Here is a 19,300-nt window from a genome sequence, read left to right on the forward strand (position 1 = left end):
GCGTCGGGGTGGGTCAGGCCGTAGGCGAACGCGGCCAGATACGCCGACATCTCCGGCCCCTCGCCGGAGGCGTCGGATGCGACGCTGGTCGCCCAGCCCGACGAGCTGCCGGTGTCCACGATGGCACGCGGCTGCCTGCCGTCCGGGGCCTGCGTCAGGCCCGCGCTGATGTGGTCCGCCAGCGCTTGCTGCGTCGGTTCGATCTCTTCTCGCGCGTGCGCCACGCCGCCGCCGAGCGCGGCCGCCATCGTCACGCCCGCGATCACCGCCGCACCGAGAATCGCCCGCCGAGCGTTGTGCATCATTGCCAACATCCAGTCCACTTCCATTCGCACCGAACGAATGCGGCCCGGCGGTGCATCGAGCACCGCCGAATAATGTCTCCCACGCCACATTCCGAGGCGAGATGTGATCCGGGCCATAACGGTGAGCCGCTTTCCGAATGTAGGGCGCGCACCGAAGCGATGTCACTGCACGCGGAGGAGAACATTCCCTCCGAAATATTGGCGTGCGAGCCAAATTTCACGGTAGGGCGCGCACAACCTTGCCGCGGGTTCTGTGGTCGGAAACAATCGGCCCATGTCCGTCGCGTTGTCCCCGGTGGCCGGTGACGTCCCGCTCGTCACCCGGTTGCTCACCCGCTGGCCGCAGATCGCCGAGCGCATGCTGGCCGCGGGTCTCGGCACCACCCCGCCGGCCGCCGACCTGCCGGAGGGGCATTTCACCGCCGAGGTGCTGCCCGCGATCTACGCGTGCGGGCGCGCGGTGCTGCAAGCGATCGGCGAACAGCGCAGCTTCACCAAGGCCGAGGTGGCGACGTTCGTCGCCCCGGTTGCCGAGCGGCACGCCGAGGACCGGTTCCCGCTGCCCGTGCTGATCGAGGCCATTCACGGTTCCGCGCAGTCGGTGCTGCGGGAGGCAGCCGCACTGGCCTCCCGCGAGGAGCTCGACGATCTCGTCCTGCTCGGCAGCCGCCTGCTCGACCTGCTGATGCAGATCAATATCACGGTCGTGGAGACCTACACCGAGGTCGAGCAGTCCATCTACAACGCCGAGCGGGAGGCGCGGCGCGCGCTGTGCTCGGCGCTGCTGCACGGGCTGCCCACCGCGGAATTGGCGGCGCGGGCGGACACCGCCCTGGCCGAGCACTACACGGTGCTCGCGATCCACATCCGGCACGACGACCAGCCGAGCACCGTCGCGACGCTGGTCGGTCGCCGCCGCATCCGCGTCCTGCACCGCGCGCTGGACACCCTCGCGGGCACGACGGCGCTGGCCACCTTCGACGGCTGGACCGGAATCGCGTTGCTGCCCAGCGCCTCCGACGCCGAACTGGACGACGCGCGCTACGCCCGGCTGGCCGCGGAGCTGACCGAACACTTCGGCGTTCCGGTGTTCGTGGCCGAATATCCGTCCGTGCCGAGGGACGCCATACCGCACACCGCGAAAGAAGCCACCGACCTCGCCGAACTCGCGCGGTTGCTCGGCCGCCCCTCGGGTGTCTACCAGCTCGACGACCTGCTGCTGGAATACCAGCTCACCAGACCGGGCACCGCCCGCGCGCGACTGGCCGAGCGCATCGCCCCGATCCTGGACAGTCCACACCTGCTCGACGCGCTCGACGCGCATCTGCGGCACGGTTCGGATCGCAAAGCCGCGGCCGCCGAGATCCACGTGCACCCCAACACCTTCAGCTATCGTCTGCGGCGCATCGCCGAACTCACCGGCGTCGATCCCACCGACCCGCACGACTCCCGGCTGCTCGCGGCCGCGCTGACGATTCAGCGCCTGCATCCGGTCCGGCCGCCGGACGGAAACTCGCTCGCACCGTGAGCCGGTCCTGGCTATCGCCCGCCGCACGGGAGACGAGCACGATCCGGTCGACGCCGACCGCTATCTGCTGACCGCTGCATCACGATCGGTGGGACCAGCTTGCATTCCGCAGAAGCGGAAATAAACTGCTCTTCATGTCGAATTTGCGGATCAGTGAGGCAGCCGCGCTGCTCGGGGTCAGCGACGACACCGTGCGGCGCTGGATCGATCAGGGCAAGCTGACCGCGTTGCAGCTCGACAGCGGGCGCAAGGGTGTCAGCGGCCGGGAACTCGCCGAGTTCCTCCGCGCCAACGCCGACGCGCCGGAGCCCGGCGCCACCGTCGCGGCCTCGGCGCGCAATCGCCTGCGCGGCATCGTCACGCGGGTGGTGAAGGACACCGTGATGGCCCAGGTGGAGATGCAGGCGGGCCCGTTCCGCCTGGTGTCGCTGCTGAGCCGGGAGTCGGTCGACGAACTCGGGCTCGAGGTGGGCAGCGTCGCGGTGGCGTCGGTCAAGTCGACCCATGTCGTAGTCGAGATACCGGAGAGTTGACCACAGAGATGATTCGATCGCTGAGCCTGGTGGCCGTTGCCGGAGCCACCGTTGTCGCGTCGACCGGATGCTCCGACGAGCCCGTGCCGAGGCACCCGAACGGGATCGGCGGCACCGTGACGGTATTCGCCGCGGCTTCGCTCACCGAGACGTTCACCGAGCTCGGCAAACGATTCGAGGCCGCGCACCCGGGGGTGCGAGTGGTCTACAGCTTCGGCGCCAGTTCCGCGCTGGCCGAACAGATCGTCCAGGGCGCCCCCGCCGACGTCTTCGCCTCGGCCGCGCCGAAGAACATGCAGCAGGTCGTGGACAAGGGCGAGGTCACCGCCGCACCGGCCACCTTCGCGCGCAACCGGTTGGAGATCGCGGTGCCGAAGGGCAACCCGGCCGGTGTCACCGGCCTGGCCGACTTCGGCAAGACCGAACCGAAGATCGCGCTGTGCGCCGTGCAGGTGCCGTGCGGAGCGGCGGCAGAGAAGGTCTTCCAGGTGGCGGGCGTCGACCCGCGGCCCGACACTCGCGAGGCCGACGTGAAAGCGGTGCTGACCAAGGTGAAGCTCGGCGAGGTCGACGCGGCTCTGGTCTATCGCACCGACGTGCGCGCGGGCGGCGCGCAGGTGCGGGGCATCGCCTTCCCGGAGGCCGACAAGGCGGTCAACGACTATCCGGTGGCACCGCTGGCGCACGCGCCGAACGCCGCGACGGCAGCCGCGTTCGTCGAGTTCGTGCGCTCCGAGCAGGCACGCGCGGTGTTCACGGAGGCGGGATTCGATACCCCGTGATCCGCTCGGCACGGCGCCGGGCGCCCGCGGGACGACGACCGCTCGTGCTGGTGCTGCCCGCGGTCGCAGCGCTGGCGTTCCTGCTCGTGCCGCTGCTCGGCTTGCTGTGGCGGGCGCCGTGGCGGACGCTGCCCGAGCGGATGGCGACTGCCGAAGTCGGTGCGGCGCTGCGTCTCTCGCTGCTGTGCGCGAGCCTGGCGACGGTGCTCTGCCTGGTGTTCGGGATCCCGCTGGCCTGGCTGCTCGCCCGCGGCGAGGTGCCCGGCAGCGGGGTGCTCCGGGCACTGGTCACCGTGCCGCTGGTCCTGCCGCCGGTGGTCGGCGGCGTCGCCCTGCTGCTGGTGCTCGGCAGGCGCGGGCTGGTTGGCCGGTATCTGTACGAATGGTTCGGCGTCGCACTGCCTTTCACCACCGCGGGAGTCGTGCTCGCGGAGGCGTTCGTGGCGATGCCGTTCCTGGTGATCTCGGTGGAAGGCGCGCTGCGGGCGGCCGACCCGCGCTTCGAGGAGGCGGCCGCGACGCTCGGCGCGTCGCGCTGGCTGACGTTCCGGCGGGTGACGGTGCCTTCGGTGCTGCCGGGCATCGTCGCGGGCGCGGTGCTGTGCTGGGCGCGGGCGCTCGGCGAATTCGGCGCGACCATCACGTTCGCGGGCAACTTCCCCGGTCGCACCACCACGATGCCGTTGGCGGTCTATCTGGCGCTGGAGACCGATCCGGACGACGCGATCGTGCTGAGCCTGGTCTTGCTCGGTGTCTCGGTGGCGGTGCTGGTGGCGCTGCGCGAGCGCTGGATACGGGGCGTGCCGTGACGCTGGACGCGCACCTGCGGATCACCCGGGGGTCGTTCCGGCTCGACGTCTCCGTGACCGTCGCGCCGGGCGAAGTGGTCGCCCTGCTCGGCCCCAACGGCGCGGGCAAGACCACGGCGTTGCGCGCACTGGCCGGGTTGACGCCGCTCACCGCGGGCGCGATCCGGCTCGACGGCGAGACCTGGGACGCGCCACCGAAGGTCTTCGTGCCCGCCGAGCGGCGGCGGATCGGCGTCGTCTTCCAGGACTATTTGCTGTTCGCCCACCTCAGCGCGCTGGAGAACGTCGCGTTCGGACTGCGCGCTCGCGGGCACGGCCGGGCGGCGGCTCGCGAACGCGCCGCGCACTGGCTGGAGCGGGTGGGGCTGACGCCGCAGATCGGGGCCAAGCCGCGCGCCCTGTCCGGCGGCCAGGCCCAGCGGGTGGCGCTGGCTCGGGCGCTCGCCACCGACCCGGCGCTGTTGCTGCTCGACGAACCGCTGGCCGCGCTGGACGCGAGCACGCGTCTGCGGGTGCGGTCGGATCTGGCCCATCATCTGGCCGACTATCCCGGACACACCGTGCTCGTCACGCACGATCCGCTGGACGCGATGGTCCTGGCCGACCGACTGGTGATCGTCGAGCACGGGGCCGTGGTGCAGCAGGGCCCGCCCGCCGAGGTCGCGCGCGAGCCACGCTCCGACTACGTGGCCAACCTCGTCGGTCTCAATCTCTATCGGGGGACGGCACACGACACCTCCGTCGGCCTCGCCGAGGGAGGTTCGTTCACCGTCGCCGAACCGGCTGAGGGGCCGGTGCACATCGCCTTCGCGCCGACCGCGGTCGGCCTGCACCCGGAGCCGCCGTCGGGCAGTCCGCGGAACGCCTGGCCGGTCACGGTGGCCGCGATCGAGCAGCACGCGCACACCATCCGGGTCCGGCTCGACGGCACCCCGCCCGTGCTCGCCGACATCACTCCGGCCACCGTCGCCGAGCTGTGTCTCGGGCCGGGCACGCGACTGTGGGCTGCGGTCAAAGCCACCGAAATCCGCACCTACCCCGCGTGAGATAGCCGACGGAATGGCCGAGCGGGGCGAATTCGTGTTAACTTATTTGAGAATGGCAATTAACTTAGCTGATCGGAGATGGCCATGACGTCCGCCGTCATCGTCGATGTCGTCCGCACACCGTCCGGTAAGGGCAAGGCGGGTGGCGGCCTGTCGGAGGTGCATCCGGCGACCCTGCTGGCGGGCGTGCTCGCCGAACTCGTCGCCCGCAACGACCTCGATCCCGCGGTGGTGGACGACGTGATCGGCGGATGCGTCACGCAGAGCGGTGAGCAGGCGTTCAACATCAGCAGGACCGCCGCGCTGGCCGCGGGATTCCCGGAGTCGGTGCCCGCCACCACGGTGGACCGGCAATGCGGATCCAGCCAGCAGGCCGCGCACTTCGCGGCGCAGGGCGTCATCGCGGGCGCCTACGACGTCGTGATCGCCTGCGGCGTCGAATCGATGAGCCGCGCGCCGATGTTCTCCAACGGCCAGGGCAAGGACGCCAATCGCGGCCCGCTCGCGCACCGGTACCCCGACGGCCTGATCCAGCAGGGCATCGCGGCCGAGGTGATCAGCGCCCGGTGGAAGTTCGATCGCGCCGCGCTCGACGAGTTCGCCGCCCGCTCCCATCGGCTCGCCGCCCAGACCGCGGCGGCAGGCGGTTTCGCCGGCGAACTGGTGGCCGCTGGCACGCTGACGGCCGACGAGACCATCCGTCCGGCCACGACCGGCGAGAGCCTCGCCAAGCTGCGCCCCGCCTTCGTCGACGACCAGTACACGGCGCGTTTCCCCGAGATCGAGTGGTCGATCACGCCGGGCAACTCCTCGCCGCTGACCGACGGCGCCTCGGCCGCGCTGATCATGAGCGAAGAGGCCGCGGCGAAGCTCGGCCTGCGTCCGCGCGCCCGGTTCCACTCCTTCGCCGTGGTGGGCGACGACCCGCTGCTCATGCTCACCGCCGTCATCCCGGCGACCCGCAAGGCGCTGGACCGGGTGGGGCTGCGCATCGATGACATCGACGCCTACGAGGTGAACGAGGCGTTCGCGCCGGTGCCACTGGTCTGGCAGCACGAGGTGAACGCCGATCCGGACCGGCTGAACCCGCGCGGCGGCGCGATCGCCCTCGGCCACCCGCTGGGCGCCTCGGGCACCCGCATCCTGGCGACGCTGGTCAACCACCTGGAGCAGACCGGCGGCCGCTACGGCTTGCAGACGATGTGCGAGGCGGGCGGCCTGGCGAACGCGACGATCATCGAACGTCTCGGATGAGCGCCCGCACCGCGCTGGTCACCGGCGGGTCACGCGGCATCGGCGCCGAGGTGGCGCGCCGACTGGCAGGCGAGGGTTATCACCTGACCTTGGCCGCGCGCACCCGCGAGACCCTCGAGGAGACCGCGGCCCGCCTGCGCGAGGAAACGGGCGCCGAGGTGCATCCGGTGGTCGCGCAGATGAACGACCTGGACCAAGTGCGTGCGCTGGTGCAGGCCCATGAGGACCGCTTCGGCGGAATGAACGCGCTGGTGCTGAGCGCGGGCACCGGTACGGCGGGGAACGTGGCGGACCTGGCCGCGAAGGCCTACGAGCGCATGCTGGACGTGAACTTCCGCGCGCCGCTCACGCTGATCCAGGCGGCGCTTCCGTTGTTGCGCAAGAGCGCGGGCACCGACCGGGAACGGGGAGCGAAGATCATCGCGCTGGCGTCGATCACCGGCGTCGCCGGGGAGGCCGGCCTGGCCGCCTACGGAGCCACCAAAGCGGCGCTGATCTCGCTGTGCGAGACCGTCTCACTGGAGGAGTCCGGGAACGGCGTCAGCGCGACCGCGGTGTCCCCCGGTTACGTCGACACCGACATGACCGCGTGGAAGCGCGATGTGCTCGATCCGTCCGCCATGCTCACCACCGGCGATATCGCCGAGATGGTGCTGGCTGTCACGCGGTTGTCCCGCAACGCGGTGGTGCCGAACATCGTGCTGTCGCGAGCCGGTGACCAGCTGTGGCGTGCCTAGCAACCGTTACCCGGCAGCGACCGATGTGGCGGTTCGGTCTCGGCAGAACGCACCGGACCGGCATGCGGTGAATTCGGATTCGCTTCGAATAATGCTGATTCGCATTGCGTAATCCATTCTTCCGATCACCGATATTCGATGTTCGGAAGCACCGCCGAAAAATAGCCCGGCGCCTACCGCGGCAAATGCGGTAGGCGCCGGTGACGCATCAGAGGTAGGCGCCGCAGACCGGCCACGCGCCCGGGCCCTGGGTCGCGAGCACATTCTCGGCGACGCGGATCTGCTCCTCGCGGCTGGCGTTGGACGGGCTGCCGGTGCCGCCGTTGGCCTCCCAGGTGCTCTGGGTGAACTGCAGACCGCCCGAGAAGCCGTTACCGGTCTCGGTGGACCAGTTGCCACTGCTCTCGCACTGCGCGACGGCGTCCCAGTTGTGGGCCGACGCGGTGGCGGTGGTCAGACCGAACGGCACGGCGACGAAGGCGCCGACAGCCGCGGTGAAGCCGAGAACACGAGTGGTGAATTTACGGTTATGCGACATGAGATTTCCCGCCTGCGCCCACCGGCTCGGCGAATATTCGCCGCGCCCCTGTCCCCAGGAAAGGTTGTGGACACTCGAACCGCGGGACAGGGTTTCCGGCGTTCTGCGATTCGAGCTCGATCTCGGTGTTGCCCCGAGCCGTCACCGACGTTAGCGGAGATGTCGCGGCAGATCACGTTCGAATAACGCGCGCACAGGTTTGACCCCTGGTCGAGACTTACGGCCGTTCACGCAGGTCGATCGCCGTAAATTCGGCCATATCGTACGGCTGTAATGCTTCCGTTATGTGTTCGAGATCACTGTTTGATAGTGAAACGAGTCGCATTTTCCCAGGTCAACGACTTGCGGTAGTAGACAGACGGCCGACCCGGCACGTGGCGAGCGGAGTCCAGCGACCGACTCGTTACCTTTCGGGGCAGCGGACCGGCCGCGCTGCGGAAGGCACGACGACGCCCCGGCGCGGAACCGGTCTGTGACCTCTGCGAACTTCGGCGCATGCCGCCGCGAGATGGCCGACGAAAGCGGGCGAGCGCACGCCGGAGCAGAAAACCGGGGGCTGACCAGGACGACAGCCGATGATCCTAGCGGGGTCGAGATCACTCCCTACCCCGCCCGCCGATCGAGGAACGCACCGGCGGCCACCGCCGACGAAGGGCAGCGGCCGCAGCCCCGCCCGCAGGTAACAGCTCGGACTACTTCCCGTGCGCCCGCAACTGGTAGAGCCCCTCGGTTTCCGCGACGACCACGCCATCGGTGTCGGTGACCACCGCGCGCAACGTGAAATCGGATTTGCCGTTCGCCTCCGCCTCGGCGGTGACGCGCGCGATCTCGTCCTCCGACAGCGTCGCCTCCGCCCGCACATCGGCCTTGGCCGGCTTGCGGAAGAAGATGCGCAGGTCCTTCACCAGCGGATAGAACGCCGAGTTGTCGAAGGTCGCCACCGCGATCGCGCCACCGAGGATCTCGGCGACGGTGAACAGCACGCCCGCGTACATCACGCCGAAGTGGTTGCCGTTGCCCTCCACAGGCACCGAGGTCGCCGCGAAACCACGCCGCACCTCCACCGCCTGAACACCCATCTTGTGCGCGATCGGGATAGTGAATTCCAATGCCCCGTTGACGATGTCCTTGAACGGAGGAGTCTCGACGTCGCTCATCGCAATCGTCCCTTCACGCCGGAGGCGGCCAGCACCTCGTTGTCTCTACCACGGCCACCTCGGTGGACCTCACCGAAGCGTAGGCCCTCGGGTTCGGGCGCCGACAGGGTGTTGGCGGTTTGCCAACACCGTCGGCCGCCGGGCTCACAGGCTTCGGGCGATGATCTCCTTCATGATCTCGTTGGTGCCGCCGTAGATCTTCTGCACCCGGTTGTCGGTCCACATCCGCGAGATCGGATATTCGCTCATGTAGCCGTATCCACCGTGCAATTGCAGGCATTCGTCGGCCACGGACGCCGCGCGGTCGGTGGTCCACCACTTGGCCATGGCGACGGTCGGGATGTCCAGCTCCCCGCGCAGATGCCGCAGGATGCAGTCGTCCAGGAAGACTCGGGCCACCCTTGCCTCGGTGGCCACCTCGGCGAGCTTGAACTTTGTGTTCTGGAAGGCGAACACCGGCTTGCCGAAAGCGTGCCGATCCTTGGTGTAGCGCAGCGTCACCTCGAGCGCGGCCTCCATCGCGGCCACCGATCCGACGGCGATGATCAGCCGCTCCTGCGGAAGCTGCTGCATCAGCTGGATGAAACCCTGCCCCTCCTGCGTGCCGAGCAGGTTGGCCACCGGGACCCGGACGTCCTCGAAGAACAGCTCGGAGGTGTCCTGCCCCTTCTGGCCGACCTTGTCCAGCACGCGACCGCGCCGGAAGCCCGGCCGGTCGGCCTCCACCAGGACCAGCGAGATGCCGCTGGCGCCCGCGCTGGTGTCGGTCTTGGCGACGACGATGACGAGATCGGCCTGGCTGCCGTTGGTGATGAAGGTCTTCGAGCCGTTCACCACGTACTCGTCGCCGTCGCGGATCGCCTTGGTCTTGACGTTCTGCAGGTCCGACCCGGTACCGGGCTCGGTCATGGCGATCGCGCCGACGACCTCACCGCTGGCCATCTTCGGCAGCCACTGCCGCTTCTGCTCCTCGGTGCCGTAGTGCAGCAGGTAGTGCGCGACGATGCCGCTGTGCAAGGTGGCGCCCCATGAGGTGTCGAACGCCTTGGCCTGCTCCTCGATGAGCACCGCCTCGTGCGCGAAGGTGCCGCCGCCACCGCCGTACTCCTCCGGGATCGACGCGCACAGCAGGCCCAGCGCGCCCGCCTTGGTCCAGAAGTCGCGGTCGACGTGGTGCTGCTCGATGAACTTGTCGATGTTCGGCGTCAACTCCTTCGCGAAGAACGAGCGGGCGAGCTCGCGCAGGGCGTCCAGGTCGTCGTCGAGCCAGGCGGACCGGTAGGTCGTCATCGGGGTTTCCTCGCGAAAGTCTGATACCGACAGTTACGGGTACAGTGTGTACCAATCCCGTGCCGGGTACAAGGCGTACCACCAGATTCCCCGCACCGATACGCTGGGCGCCGTGGCACGACAACCCTGGGTGGACACCGCCGACGCACGGCGCTCCACCAGCACGAGGCCCGGCCGCGACGAGCGCCGCCGAGCCATCGTGCAAGCCGCGATCGCCGCGATCGAGGAGGACGGCCCGCACGCGCTGACCGGCCGGATCGCCGACCGCGCCGGATTAGCCAGAACCCACGTCTACCGCCACTTCGCCAGCAAGGAAGAGCTGGACCTGGCGGTGGCCCGGCACGCGCACCACGATCTGACAGAGCGGATCCGCGCGCGCTTGGCCGTGCACGGCACGCCGCTGGACATCATTCGCGCGCCCTTGGCCCAGCACGTCCGCTGGGCGGCCGAGCATCCCAATCTGTATCGCTTCCTGGTCGGACGCGACTATCGGCGCGGACGCAACGAGCCGCGGGTCGGAGGGAGCGCCTTCGCCGCCGAGATCTCCGCGGCCGCGGCCCGCTATCTGCCGGAGTTCGGGGCCGACCCACTGGCCGCGGACCGCGTGGTGGTGGCGCTGCTCGGCCTGGTCGACGCTTCGGTACGGTGGTGGCTGGAACACCACGACACCACCGAAGCCGCCCTCGTCGATCGCCTCACCACCGAGTGCTGGCTGCTCATCGACAACCGGCTGCGCGATCTCGGCATCGCGATCGACCCGCGAAAACCACTGCCGGGCAACTGATCATCCCGTTCGGCGCGGCCGGGTCAGCGCGCGGCGGGAACCACTTCCCGCGTGATCGCGTGCACGAAATCGGGAAGGTCACCCGGGTTGCGCGAGGTGAGCAGTGTCCACCCGCCCTCGGTGGAGCGGACCGCGGGCTCGTCCACCCACGCGCCGCCGGCGTTGTCGATGTCGATCCGGAGCGAGAAGTACGAGGTCAGCGTCTTCCCGGCGACCAGCTGCGCATTCACCAGCAGCCAGGGGCCGTGGCAGATCGCGGCGATCGGCTTGCCCGCGCCCGCGAATTCCCGGGCCAGTTCGATCGCCCGGTCGGTGACTCGCAACTTGTCCGCGTTCACCGTGCCACCGGGCACGACGAGCACGTCGAAATCGTCCACGGAGACCTCGTGCAGTGACGTATCCGGTTGCACGACCGCGTCTTTCTCCGTGTCGTGCCGGTAGGTCTGCACCGCTTCGCGCTTCGGCGCGGCGTGGGTCACCCGAGCGCCGCGTTTACGCAGTTCGTCGCGCGGGACGAGCAGCTCGTCCCGCTCCACTCCGGTGTTCGAGGTGCTGATCGGTCATGAGCGACTCTCCTTCGCCTCGGTTGATCCTGTTTCCGTCATGCCGCGCGCGGGCCGGACTAAACCTCGCCGCGAGCCCGATCCGTGGTGTCGACCGGCGGAATCAACGTGCTGGAGAGATGCTCTTGCGCCAGGCGGCGCAGCGCGGCGAGCAGGGTATCGCCCAGAATCGTTCCGACGATGGCGGTTTCGGTCATCCGGTCCACGCTGGGCTCGTTGCGCACCAAGGCGAGGTCGGTGGCCGCGATGGTTTCGCTGGCGGCCGCGTAGTCGTCCATCGCGGCGACCACGTCCTCGTGGCCGAGCAGGCGCAGCGCGGCGCAGACGTCGATGAGGGTGCCGCGGGCCGGGCTGTTCTCGTGGATCAGCCAGCCGTGCCGGTCCAGCAATGCCGCGACGTCCTCGGCGGCGGTTTCCCGCTGCGCGCCGCCGACCTGCGACCGACGCCCACCGAGCGCGTACTGCACCCGGCCGAGCGAGTCCCGCGCGGACAGGCTGCCGCTGTCGAGCGCGGCGAGCAACTCCTTGGCCGCCTCGATGGACACGCCCCCGATATCCACCAGCGCCCGGATCAGCCGCAGCCTGCTGACGTGGGCCTCGCTGTATTCGGCCTGGTTGCGATGGGTGCGCACCCCGGAGGGCAGTAACCCCTCGCGCACGTAGTACTTGATCGTCGCGGGCGGGACGCCGCTGGCGCGGCTGAGTTCGGCGATCCGCATCGGACTCCTCGGGCTCGGACAGCATCTTGACAGTGGATAGTACAGCTATCCATAATCATGCTGATAGTACAACTATCGATAGCTTGACTTCCCGAAAGGTCGCTGACGTGACTGCCCACTCCCCGCGCTTGCCCGCCCTGTCCTGGCATCGCCCGCTGATGCTGCTCGCCGTCGCGATGGCGCTCCTGGTCGCCTGGTCGGTCGGGGGCGTGATCGTCGACGACCGAACCCTGACCGGATTGCCGATCTGGGCCAAGTCCGCCAAATTCGCCCTTTCCGTGCTGATCTACGCCGTGACGTGGGCCTGGCTGATCGCCCAGCTCACTCGCTGGCGACGGATCGCCTGGTGGGCGGGAACGGTCGCGGCGCTCGGCCTGGCGCTCGAGCTCGTCGTCATCACCACGCAGATCGTGCGGGGCACGACCAGTCACTTCAATTTCACGACGCCGCTCAACGCGGCGCTGTGGGAGATCATGGGCTCCTCGATCGTGGTGGTCTGGGTGGCCACCTTGATCGCGTCGGCCGCGCTGTTCGCCGACCCGCCCGCCGACCCCGCCCGGAACGCGGCGATCCGCTACGGCACCGTGCTGTCGCTCGCGGGCGCCGCACTCGGGATGCTGATGGTGCGGGCAACACCCGAACAGCGCGCGGCGGGCGGCTCGATCAGCGGCGCGCACACCGTCGGGCTGCCCGACGGCGGGCCCGGATTGCCCCTGCTGGGCTGGAGCACCGCGGGAGGCGATCTGCGGATCCCGCACTTCGTCGGAATGCACGCGCTACAGGCGCTTCCGCTCGTGCTGCTCGCCCTGGAATACGGGGCGCGGCGGATTCCGGCCTTGGGGTCGGCGGCCACCAGGCGAAGGCTCGTCGTGACGGCCGCGGCGACCTACGCCGGGCTGCTCGCGGTGCTGACCTGGCAGGCATTGCGCGGACAGTCGGTGGTCCATCCCGACGCGGCGACCCTGGCGGCCTTCGCCGCGATCACGCTCGGCGCCGCGGTGTCCACAGCCTTGGCGGTACGCGCGAAAGACGTCGCGGTGCCCGGATCCGCGGTAGGAGCGAGCCGATGACCGAACTGCTCTTCGACCTCACCTTCTGGTTCGCCGCGCCGTTCTGGACACTGATGATCCTGGCGCCGACGTGGCGGCGGACCGGCGCGATCGTCGCGTCACCGCTCATCTGCCTGCCGCCCCTGATCGTCTACGCGGTACTGATCGCGCCCGAGGTCGGCTCGTTCGCCGCGGCGCTCGTCGACCCGGAACTGTCCGGGCTGCGCGAAGTACTCGGCGGGGAGCCGGGGGCCGCGGCGGCGTGGGCGCACTTCGTGGCCTTCGATCTGTTCCTCGGCCGCTGGATCTTCCAGGACAGTCGTGCGCGCGGCCACTCGCCACTGCTGATCAGCCCGCTTCTCCTGCTCACCATCCTGTTCGCGCCGATCGGCGTGCTGCTCTACCTGCTCGTCCGACTCACCACGAAACCGGCGCCCGACCGGACCCTCGCCATGGAGGCATGATGGAAACTCTCGTCGTTCTGCTGACCACCCTGTTGCTGCTGCGCACGGCGGGCGCCCTCGGCGCGCGCCGGTTCAGCGACTGGCCCACCTGCGGCGCCTACGCCCTCGGCGTCATGCTGATCATGACCGGAACCACGCATTTCCTCCCGGAGGCGTTCGCCGGCTCCCCCGCTCCGACCCACGCCGATTTCCTCCCGATGGTGCCGCCGTTCGTCCCGTTCCCCGGCCTGATGATCTACCTGACCGGCGTGCTGGAACTACTCGGCGCGGCGGGCCTGTTCCTCGCCAGGACGCGCCGGTCCGCGGGGCTGGTGCTCGCCGCCCTGTTCGTGGTGATGCTGCCCGCCAATATCCACGTGGCCGTCTCCGGCATCCCGTTCAACGGCGCACCCGCGACACCGCTGTGGGTGCGTATCCCGGAACAAGCGCTGTACATCGGCGTCGCCCTTTGGGCAGCCGGAGTCCTGCGGTTCCCGCGGCGAGACCGGGGCCGCAGCCCCCAGCCGGGTAACACGGCGAGCCATGAAATGGCCTGACATCGGGCATTCCATACGGTATGGTATGCCCATTGCGACTGAGGAGGTCGGGTGGGCAAACGAGATTGGCTCGATGCCGGATTCGCGGTGCTGGCCCAGGACGGGGCACGAGCGCTCACCGTGGAGCGGTTGTGCGCCGACCTCGGCCTGACAAAAGGGTCGTTCTATCACCACTTCCGGGGCATGTCCGGCTACAAGACCGACCTGCTCGACCACTTCGAGGCCGAGCACACCGGTCGCTACATCACCGAAACCGAGCAGCACGATGCGCCGGCGGCCGACAAGTTGGCCCGGCTGACGGATCTGGTGCTCGCGGCCCAGGACGCGGACAACGCGGTGGAGATCGCCCTGCGCGCCTGGGCGATGCAGGACCCAGAGGTCTACCGAGTCCAGCAGCGCGTAGACCGCAGACGGGTCGAATATCTCGAGTCACTGTTGCGCGACATCGCTGCGGACGACTCCGAGATCCAGCCTTTGGCCCGCCTGCTCTATCTCGCGCTGGTGGGCGCCCAGCAGGTCATTCCTCCGCTACCCGCTGAAGAGATCGCCGACATCTACGCCTTGGTGCTGCGCATGGCGATCCGGAAGGAGAACTGATGCCCACCCTCGGCCCCTGGGTGCCCCGCCTGCTCTTCGCCACGGCGGCAATCCATTTCGTCTACGCGTTCATCCAGCCCAACGACTGGTCCGGCATCGCGGCAGGAGGGTTCCTGGCGACCGCCTCCGACACCACCGATCCCAGCTACTTCGCCCGCGACGCCAGCGTGTGGTTCATGATGTGCGGCATCGCGCTGCTGTCCATCGGCGCCCTCACCCGCAACACGCTCACCGCCACCGGCCGCGTCCCGGCGCACGTCGGCTGGTGCCTGATCGCGATCGGAATCCCGTTGACCGTCATCTATTTCCCGATCACCGGTGGCTGGCTGATGCTCGCGATCGGAGCGGTAGCACTGGCCGCCGCCTACCGCCCGGTCCAGCCGAGCCGGTAACCCTCACCGGCACGACCGTGCGACGCTGAAAATGTTTGATTCCACGTACTTTTCACGCGAGCAATGATCGGATTCGCGTCGATCACACGAGTACGGCCACTCCGGGTGGGTACAACGGAATTGTGAGTGCTTCCAAAGTTTTCGGCCCACTCGTCAGTGCGCTGGCGATCGCTGCGGCGGTATCCGTCCTCTCCGTTCATCCTGCCGAAGCCGAATCCGCGCGGTCGCGCGTGGTCGGGGAAGTTCCGCTCGGTGGCTCGGTGTCGCAGATCGATGTCTACTCACCCGCCATGGATCGGGTGGTCACCAATCGGGTGATCCGGGCGGCGGGCGGTGGGCCGGCGCCCACGCTGTATCTGCTCACCGGCATCGGCGGTGGGGTGGACGGGATCTCGTGGTGGGACGACACCGACGTCCGGGAGTTCTTCGCCGACAAGCACGTCAACGTGGTGATGCCGGTCGGCGGCGCCTACAGCATGTACACCGACTGGCTCGCCGACGATCCTGCGGTCGGGCGCAATCGCTGGCAGACCTACCTCACGCGCGAGCTTCCCGCGACGCTCGACACCGAACTCGGCACGACCGGACGCAACGCGATCGCCGGAGTGTCGATGAGCGCGGCCTCCGCGATCGACCTCGCGATCCAGGCGCCCGAGGTGTACGGCGCGGTGGCGGCCTACAGCGGTTGCCCGTGGGCGGCCGACGCGGCCGGCGCGGCGATGGTCTCCGCGCAGGTCATCCGCGGCGGGGGCAACCCGGCCAACATGTGGGGCTCGCCGGGCGACGCGATCTGGCGGACGCATGACGCATTCGCCAACGCGTCCGCGCTGGCCGGGAAGACCATCTACTTGTCGGCCGCTTCCGGCACTCCGGGCCCGATCGACCGGGGCGGTCTGCCCTTCCCGCCGATCGAGGCGATCGCGAGTTCCTGCACGGCGGCCTTCGCCGATCGCCTGGATCAGCTCGGCCTACCGGCGATTCACGTCAACCGCTCGGAGGGCTCGCACACGTGGGGACAGTTCGAGACCGACCTGCACGATTCCTGGCCGCACCTGGCCCGCGCGCTCGGCGCCTGACGGCGATACCCGTCGCCGTACTGCGCTCGAGCAGATCCGACTCGAGGTTGGGCCGTCGACGCCCTTGTCCGTCAGCTACTGCCCTGATCGAGGCGGTCGCTTCGTGTCCGGATCGCCCCGGAGCGGGGATCGCCGCATGCGCGACCCGAGGACGATCGCCAGCCCGAATGTGACGAGAAGCGCTGCGACAGCGAAGGTCCCGTGCGTCCCGCGCGCGACCTGCTCCGGCGCGGCGGTGGTGACATCGCCCGAGCCCGCGGCGACAGCGAAGACAGTTCCCATGACCGACGCGCCGGTGACGAGCCCCAGGTTCCGGGAGAGATTCAGCATGCCAGAGATCACACCGCGTTGCCGCGGGGCAACGTCTTTCATGACAGCCGTATTGTTGGCCGCTTGGAACAGCGCGTAGCCGGAGGTCGTGATCACCAGCGGCAGAACGTATCCGATGGACCCGATGGACGTGGGCAGCACCGCCAGCGCGGCGGCGCCGCCGATGACGCCGCCGAGCCCGGCGACGACCATGGTCCCGGCGCCGAAGCGATCGGCGGCACGGCCCGCGGGCACACCGGTGAGCGCGGACACGACCGGGCCTGCCGACATCACCAGTCCGACGAGGGCGGGATCGAGGTGCAGGGCACGGGAGAGGTGGAAGGGTCCCACCACGAGGGTGGTCATCACGACGGTCGAGACCAGCGCACTCGTGATCAGACCGGCGACCAGGGCGGGATCGCGGAACATCGCGATGGTGAGCAGCGGCGCGGACACGCGGCGCTCCACGATGACGAACAATCCGAGGCACACCGCGGAAGCACCGAGCAACCCGATGCCGAGCGGGCCGAACGACGTCCCCCCGATCGTCATGGCGAGCGCGTACGCGCCGAGGGTGACGGCCAGCGACACCGTGCCGAGAACGTCGAAACGCGCACGGGCAGAACTTGTCCGGGGCACGGCGGCGGGCAGCACGCAGGTCGAGAGCGCGAGGGTGAGCAGCCCGAGCGGCACGGCGACGAGGAAGATCGCCCGCCAGCCGAAGGCCGTGATGAGGATTCCGCCGAGGGAGGGCCCCAGCGCGGTGCCCACCGCCGACATCGTCCCGAGCAGTCCCATCGCGCTGCCGGTGCGCTCCTTCGGAACGGTTTCCCCGACGAAGGCCATGCTCAGCGCCATCATGCACGCCGCACCCGCGCCTTGCAGGCCGCGGGCGGCGATCAGGAAGGCGAGATTCGGGGCGAGACCGCAGAGCAGGGTCGCGACCGTGAACACGCTGATGCCGACGAGCAGGAGGCGTCGTCTACCGGCGATGTCACCGAGCCGGCCCGCGCCGACGATCAGGGTCGTTGTGGACAGCAGATAGGCGATCACGACCCATTGGACGTCGTGGAAGGCAGCGTCGAACGCCACCGCCATGGTCGGCAGCGCGACGTTGGCGATGCTGATGCTCAGCGAGGGCAGCAGCACCGACAGCGCCAGCGCGAACAGGCTCCATGGCACGGGTGAACGTCGCGCGGGCGATGTCCGCACGAGTGATTCCAGTGGATTCAAGACGAGGACCTCTTCCGTCAGGGATGACCTACTGGACGGTAGGTCCCGGTCAGACCTGGCGGAAGGCGCACAAATGGAAACTTGTTCGTGCACCGGACGCCATGTCACGAACGTCTGTGCGATGGTGTGCACATGGCGCGGCCCGATCTGAACCTGCTGGTCACCTTGGACGTCCTACTCGAGGAGGGCAGCGTGACCCGGGCGGGCGAACGGCTCGCCCTGAGCGCATCGGCGATGAGCCGCCAACTCGCGCGGTTGCGCCGGGCCACCGGTGACCCACTGCTGGTGCGGGCAGGCCGAGGGCTGGTGCCGACGCCGCGCGCGGTGGAACTGCGCGACCGCGTGCGCGGCCTGGTCCGGGAGGCCGAGGAGGTACTGCGACCGGCCGACAAGCTGGACCTGGCCGGGTTGACGCGGGCGTTCACCGTGCGAAGCAGCGACGGGTTCGTGGAGCGGTTCGGCCCCGAGTTGGTGGCCGACGTCGGCCGCGCCGCACCCGGCGTGCGTCTGCTGTTCGTGCGGAAGACGAAGAAGGACACCGGTCCGCTGCGCGACGGCAGCGTCGATCTGGAGACCGGAGTGATCGAGCGCGAGCTGCCCCCGGACATCGCGAGCACGCCGCTGTTCACCGACCGGTTCATCGGGGTGGTGCGCGGCGAGCATCCGCTCGCCACAGGGGTCGTCACGACGGCAAGCTATGCCGCCGCGCGACACGTGCACATCTCCCGGCGGGGGTTGGACGAGGGCTTGGTCGACGAGGCTCTGCACTCCACCGGTCACCGACGCGACGTCGTGACGGTCGTGGACGGCTTCGGCGCCGCCCTGGCGCTGGCACGGGCCTCGGACCTGGTCGCGACGGTTCCGCAGCGGCACACCGCGAGCCTGCGGCACGGCATGCACTCGTTCGCCCTGCCCTTCCGCGCTCCCGAAGTGACCGTGTCGTTGCTGTGGCACGTCCGGCTGGCGGCGGACCCGGCTCACCGCTGGCTGCGCGGCCGGGTGCTCGACGTGTGCCGGGCACCGGACGCGGCGGGCGGCCCGAACGAGTAGGCCGACAGCGGCGACGGTGCCCCGCCCGCGGCTCGAGCGCCGGAGCGACCGCTCACCAACCCTCATCGGCGGGATAGCGGGCGGCGAGCCCGGACCGGTCGCCGAGCCCGAAGTTCATGACGAGATCGTCGGCCACCTGAACCAGCACGTCACGTCCCTCCACCGTCGCCGCCCACTCCTGAGGCAATCCGGAAACCCCGTGGACGGCGCCGATCAGATTGCCTGCCACCGCACCCGTGGAATCGGAGTCGCCGGAATGGTTCACCGACAGCAGCAACGCCGCGCGCACGTCACCCGTCCGGGCCGCGTACAGCGCGCAATACACCGCGACGGCTAGGCATTCCTCAGCGATCCACCCTTCGCCGACCCGCTCGACCTGTTCGGCGGAGACCGCGTGCCCGGACAGTTCGACGGCCCGCGTCAGCGCCGCGACGGTTTCCGCGCTCGCGGAAAACTCGGCGAGCTGAGCGACCGTCTCCCGCACGGCGATCGACAGCTCGGTTCCGCTCACCACGCCACCCCAACGCGTCCCCCACCGCCCCGCCAAGC

The 19,300-nt window shown here is 69.4% G+C and carries 22 protein-coding genes and 1 pseudogene; 15 read left to right on the plus strand and 8 right to left on the minus strand.

Annotation, left to right across the window (positions count from 1 at the left end):
- Positions 1-305, minus strand: a pseudogene (locus tag HOV91_RS33385) (lipase); the annotation flags it as partial.
- Positions 306-579: 274 nt separating this feature from the next.
- On the opposite strand from HOV91_RS33385, the gene HOV91_RS33390 reads away from it, so the two are divergent.
- The 7 genes from HOV91_RS33390 (at position 580) to HOV91_RS33420 (ending at position 6,994) form a co-directional block, all read left to right on the plus strand.
- Positions 580-1,833 carry a PucR family transcriptional regulator gene (locus HOV91_RS33390; protein WP_174189253.1) on the plus strand — a complete coding sequence of 418 codons (1,254 nt, stop codon included), beginning with the start codon at positions 580-582 and terminating at the stop codon, positions 1,831-1,833.
- Between the two features lie 134 nt (positions 1,834-1,967).
- Positions 1,968-2,366, plus strand: coding sequence for a TOBE domain-containing protein (locus tag HOV91_RS33395; RefSeq protein ID WP_174189254.1), 399 nt, complete (start codon positions 1,968-1,970; stop codon positions 2,364-2,366).
- Entirely contained in the window at positions 2,363-3,148 is a 786-nt protein-coding gene (gene modA, locus HOV91_RS33400) for a molybdate ABC transporter substrate-binding protein (protein ID WP_246351323.1), read from the plus strand. Before HOV91_RS33395 ends, modA begins: the two co-directional genes overlap by 4 nt.
- Positions 3,145-3,957: a molybdate ABC transporter permease subunit gene (gene modB / locus HOV91_RS33405; RefSeq protein WP_174189255.1), complete on the plus strand. Its 813-nt coding sequence runs from the start codon at positions 3,145-3,147 to the stop codon at positions 3,955-3,957. Before modA ends, modB begins: the two co-directional genes overlap by 4 nt.
- Entirely contained in the window at positions 3,954-5,003 is a 1,050-nt protein-coding gene (locus HOV91_RS33410; RefSeq protein WP_174189256.1) for an ABC transporter ATP-binding protein, read from the plus strand. Before modB ends, HOV91_RS33410 begins: the two co-directional genes overlap by 4 nt.
- Positions 5,004-5,087: 84 nt before the next feature.
- On the plus strand, positions 5,088-6,257 hold the full coding sequence (locus HOV91_RS33415) for a thiolase family protein (protein WP_174189257.1): 1,170 nt from the start codon (positions 5,088-5,090) through the stop codon (positions 6,255-6,257).
- Complete coding sequence (locus tag HOV91_RS33420; RefSeq protein WP_174189258.1) at positions 6,254-6,994, plus strand: SDR family NAD(P)-dependent oxidoreductase; 741 nt, start codon at positions 6,254-6,256, stop codon at positions 6,992-6,994. The genes HOV91_RS33415 and HOV91_RS33420 overlap by 4 nt, the downstream gene beginning before the upstream one ends.
- 208 nt (positions 6,995-7,202) lie before the next feature.
- On the opposite strand, the gene HOV91_RS33425 is transcribed toward HOV91_RS33420, so the two are convergent.
- The 3 genes from HOV91_RS33425 to HOV91_RS33435 all read right to left on the minus strand — a co-directional run bounded on the left by HOV91_RS33425 (position 7,203) and on the right by HOV91_RS33435 (position 9,979).
- Positions 7,203-7,532: a transglycosylase family protein gene (locus tag HOV91_RS33425; RefSeq protein WP_174189259.1), complete on the minus strand. Its 330-nt coding sequence runs from the start codon at positions 7,530-7,532 to the stop codon at positions 7,203-7,205.
- Between the two features lie 692 nt (positions 7,533-8,224).
- Entirely contained in the window at positions 8,225-8,689 is a 465-nt protein-coding gene (locus tag HOV91_RS33430) for a PaaI family thioesterase (protein ID WP_174189260.1), read from the minus strand.
- Between the two features lie 144 nt (positions 8,690-8,833).
- Positions 8,834-9,979 (minus strand): acyl-CoA dehydrogenase family protein, encoded by a 1,146-nt coding sequence (locus tag HOV91_RS33435; protein ID WP_174189261.1) that lies wholly within the window; start codon positions 9,977-9,979, stop codon positions 8,834-8,836.
- Between the two features lie 112 nt (positions 9,980-10,091).
- Between HOV91_RS33435 and HOV91_RS33440 the strand changes: the two genes are divergently transcribed.
- Positions 10,092-10,763: a TetR/AcrR family transcriptional regulator gene (locus HOV91_RS33440; RefSeq protein ID WP_174189262.1), complete on the plus strand. Its 672-nt coding sequence runs from the start codon at positions 10,092-10,094 to the stop codon at positions 10,761-10,763.
- Between the two features lie 23 nt (positions 10,764-10,786).
- Here HOV91_RS33440 and HOV91_RS33445 read toward each other — a convergent pair whose 3' ends face one another.
- Together HOV91_RS33445 and HOV91_RS33450 are read right to left on the minus strand one after the other, a co-directional pair.
- Complete coding sequence (locus tag HOV91_RS33445; protein WP_312884865.1) at positions 10,787-11,299, minus strand: type 1 glutamine amidotransferase domain-containing protein; 513 nt, start codon at positions 11,297-11,299, stop codon at positions 10,787-10,789.
- Positions 11,300-11,385: 86 nt separating this feature from the next.
- Positions 11,386-12,045 (minus strand): MerR family transcriptional regulator, encoded by a 660-nt coding sequence (locus HOV91_RS33450; RefSeq protein WP_174189263.1) that lies wholly within the window; start codon positions 12,043-12,045, stop codon positions 11,386-11,388.
- A gap of 107 nt (positions 12,046-12,152) precedes the next feature.
- On the opposite strand from HOV91_RS33450, the gene HOV91_RS33455 reads away from it, so the two are divergent.
- The 6 genes from HOV91_RS33455 to HOV91_RS33480 all read left to right on the plus strand — a co-directional run bounded on the left by HOV91_RS33455 (position 12,153) and on the right by HOV91_RS33480 (position 16,159).
- Positions 12,153-13,115 carry a hypothetical protein gene (locus HOV91_RS33455; protein ID WP_312884866.1) on the plus strand — a complete coding sequence of 321 codons (963 nt, stop codon included), beginning with the start codon at positions 12,153-12,155 and terminating at the stop codon, positions 13,113-13,115.
- On the plus strand, positions 13,112-13,558 hold the full coding sequence (locus HOV91_RS33460) for an ABA4-like family protein (RefSeq protein WP_174189264.1): 447 nt from the start codon (positions 13,112-13,114) through the stop codon (positions 13,556-13,558). Before HOV91_RS33455 ends, HOV91_RS33460 begins: the two co-directional genes overlap by 4 nt.
- The gene (locus HOV91_RS33465; RefSeq protein WP_174189265.1) at positions 13,555-14,094 is read left to right on the plus strand and encodes a DoxX family protein; all 540 of its coding nucleotides are present in this window, start codon (positions 13,555-13,557) and stop codon (positions 14,092-14,094) included. Before HOV91_RS33460 ends, HOV91_RS33465 begins: the two co-directional genes overlap by 4 nt.
- 51 nt (positions 14,095-14,145) lie before the next feature.
- Positions 14,146-14,691, plus strand: a complete 546-nt coding sequence (locus tag HOV91_RS33470; RefSeq protein WP_174189266.1) for a TetR/AcrR family transcriptional regulator — start codon at positions 14,146-14,148, stop codon at positions 14,689-14,691.
- Positions 14,691-15,083, plus strand: a complete 393-nt coding sequence (locus HOV91_RS33475) for a DUF6463 family protein (protein ID WP_174189267.1) — start codon at positions 14,691-14,693, stop codon at positions 15,081-15,083. Before HOV91_RS33470 ends, HOV91_RS33475 begins: the two co-directional genes overlap by 1 nt.
- Before the next feature lie 122 nt (positions 15,084-15,205).
- A complete protein-coding gene (locus tag HOV91_RS33480; RefSeq protein WP_174189268.1) occupies positions 15,206-16,159 on the plus strand; it encodes an alpha/beta hydrolase in 954 nt (317 codons plus the stop codon).
- A 75-nt stretch (positions 16,160-16,234) separates the two neighbouring features.
- Here HOV91_RS33480 and HOV91_RS33485 read toward each other — a convergent pair whose 3' ends face one another.
- Positions 16,235-17,650, minus strand: a complete 1,416-nt coding sequence (locus HOV91_RS33485) for an MFS transporter (RefSeq protein WP_217441417.1) — start codon at positions 17,648-17,650, stop codon at positions 16,235-16,237.
- 183 nt (positions 17,651-17,833) lie between these two features.
- On the opposite strand from HOV91_RS33485, the gene HOV91_RS33490 reads away from it, so the two are divergent.
- A complete protein-coding gene (locus tag HOV91_RS33490; protein ID WP_174189269.1) occupies positions 17,834-18,751 on the plus strand; it encodes a LysR family transcriptional regulator in 918 nt (305 codons plus the stop codon).
- Between the two features lie 52 nt (positions 18,752-18,803).
- Here HOV91_RS33490 and HOV91_RS33495 read toward each other — a convergent pair.
- Positions 18,804-19,300: ADP-ribosylglycohydrolase family protein (locus tag HOV91_RS33495; RefSeq protein WP_174189270.1), on the minus strand; the 497-nt coding region annotated here is incomplete at its 5' end.

This window comes from Nocardia barduliensis (genome assembly GCF_013315795.1).
Lineage (GTDB): Bacteria > Actinomycetota > Actinomycetes > Mycobacteriales > Mycobacteriaceae > Nocardia > Nocardia barduliensis.

Excerpts from the sequence above, each read along its gene's own strand:
- HOV91_RS33390 (WP_174189253.1), top strand. The coding sequence starts at position 580 with ATGTCCGTCGCGTTGTCCCCGGTGGCCGGTGACGTCCCGCTCGTCACC.
- HOV91_RS33395 (WP_174189254.1), top strand. The coding sequence starts at position 1,968 with ATGTCGAATTTGCGGATCAGTGAGGCAGCCGCGCTGCTCGGGGTCAGC.
- HOV91_RS33415 (WP_174189257.1), top strand. The coding sequence starts at position 5,088 with ATGACGTCCGCCGTCATCGTCGATGTCGTCCGCACACCGTCCGGTAAG.
- HOV91_RS33420 (WP_174189258.1), top strand. The coding sequence starts at position 6,254 with ATGAGCGCCCGCACCGCGCTGGTCACCGGCGGGTCACGCGGCATCGGC.
- HOV91_RS33425 (WP_174189259.1), bottom strand. The coding sequence starts at position 7,532 with ATGTCGCATAACCGTAAATTCACCACTCGTGTTCTCGGCTTCACCGCG.
- HOV91_RS33430 (WP_174189260.1), bottom strand. The coding sequence starts at position 8,689 with ATGAGCGACGTCGAGACTCCTCCGTTCAAGGACATCGTCAACGGGGCA.
- HOV91_RS33435 (WP_174189261.1), bottom strand. The coding sequence starts at position 9,979 with ATGACGACCTACCGGTCCGCCTGGCTCGACGACGACCTGGACGCCCTG.
- HOV91_RS33450 (WP_174189263.1), bottom strand. The coding sequence starts at position 12,045 with ATGCGGATCGCCGAACTCAGCCGCGCCAGCGGCGTCCCGCCCGCGACG.
- HOV91_RS33460 (WP_174189264.1), top strand. The coding sequence starts at position 13,112 with ATGACCGAACTGCTCTTCGACCTCACCTTCTGGTTCGCCGCGCCGTTC.
- HOV91_RS33465 (WP_174189265.1), top strand. The coding sequence starts at position 13,555 with ATGATGGAAACTCTCGTCGTTCTGCTGACCACCCTGTTGCTGCTGCGC.
- HOV91_RS33475 (WP_174189267.1), top strand. The coding sequence starts at position 14,691 with ATGCCCACCCTCGGCCCCTGGGTGCCCCGCCTGCTCTTCGCCACGGCG.
- HOV91_RS33490 (WP_174189269.1), top strand. The coding sequence starts at position 17,834 with ATGGCGCGGCCCGATCTGAACCTGCTGGTCACCTTGGACGTCCTACTC.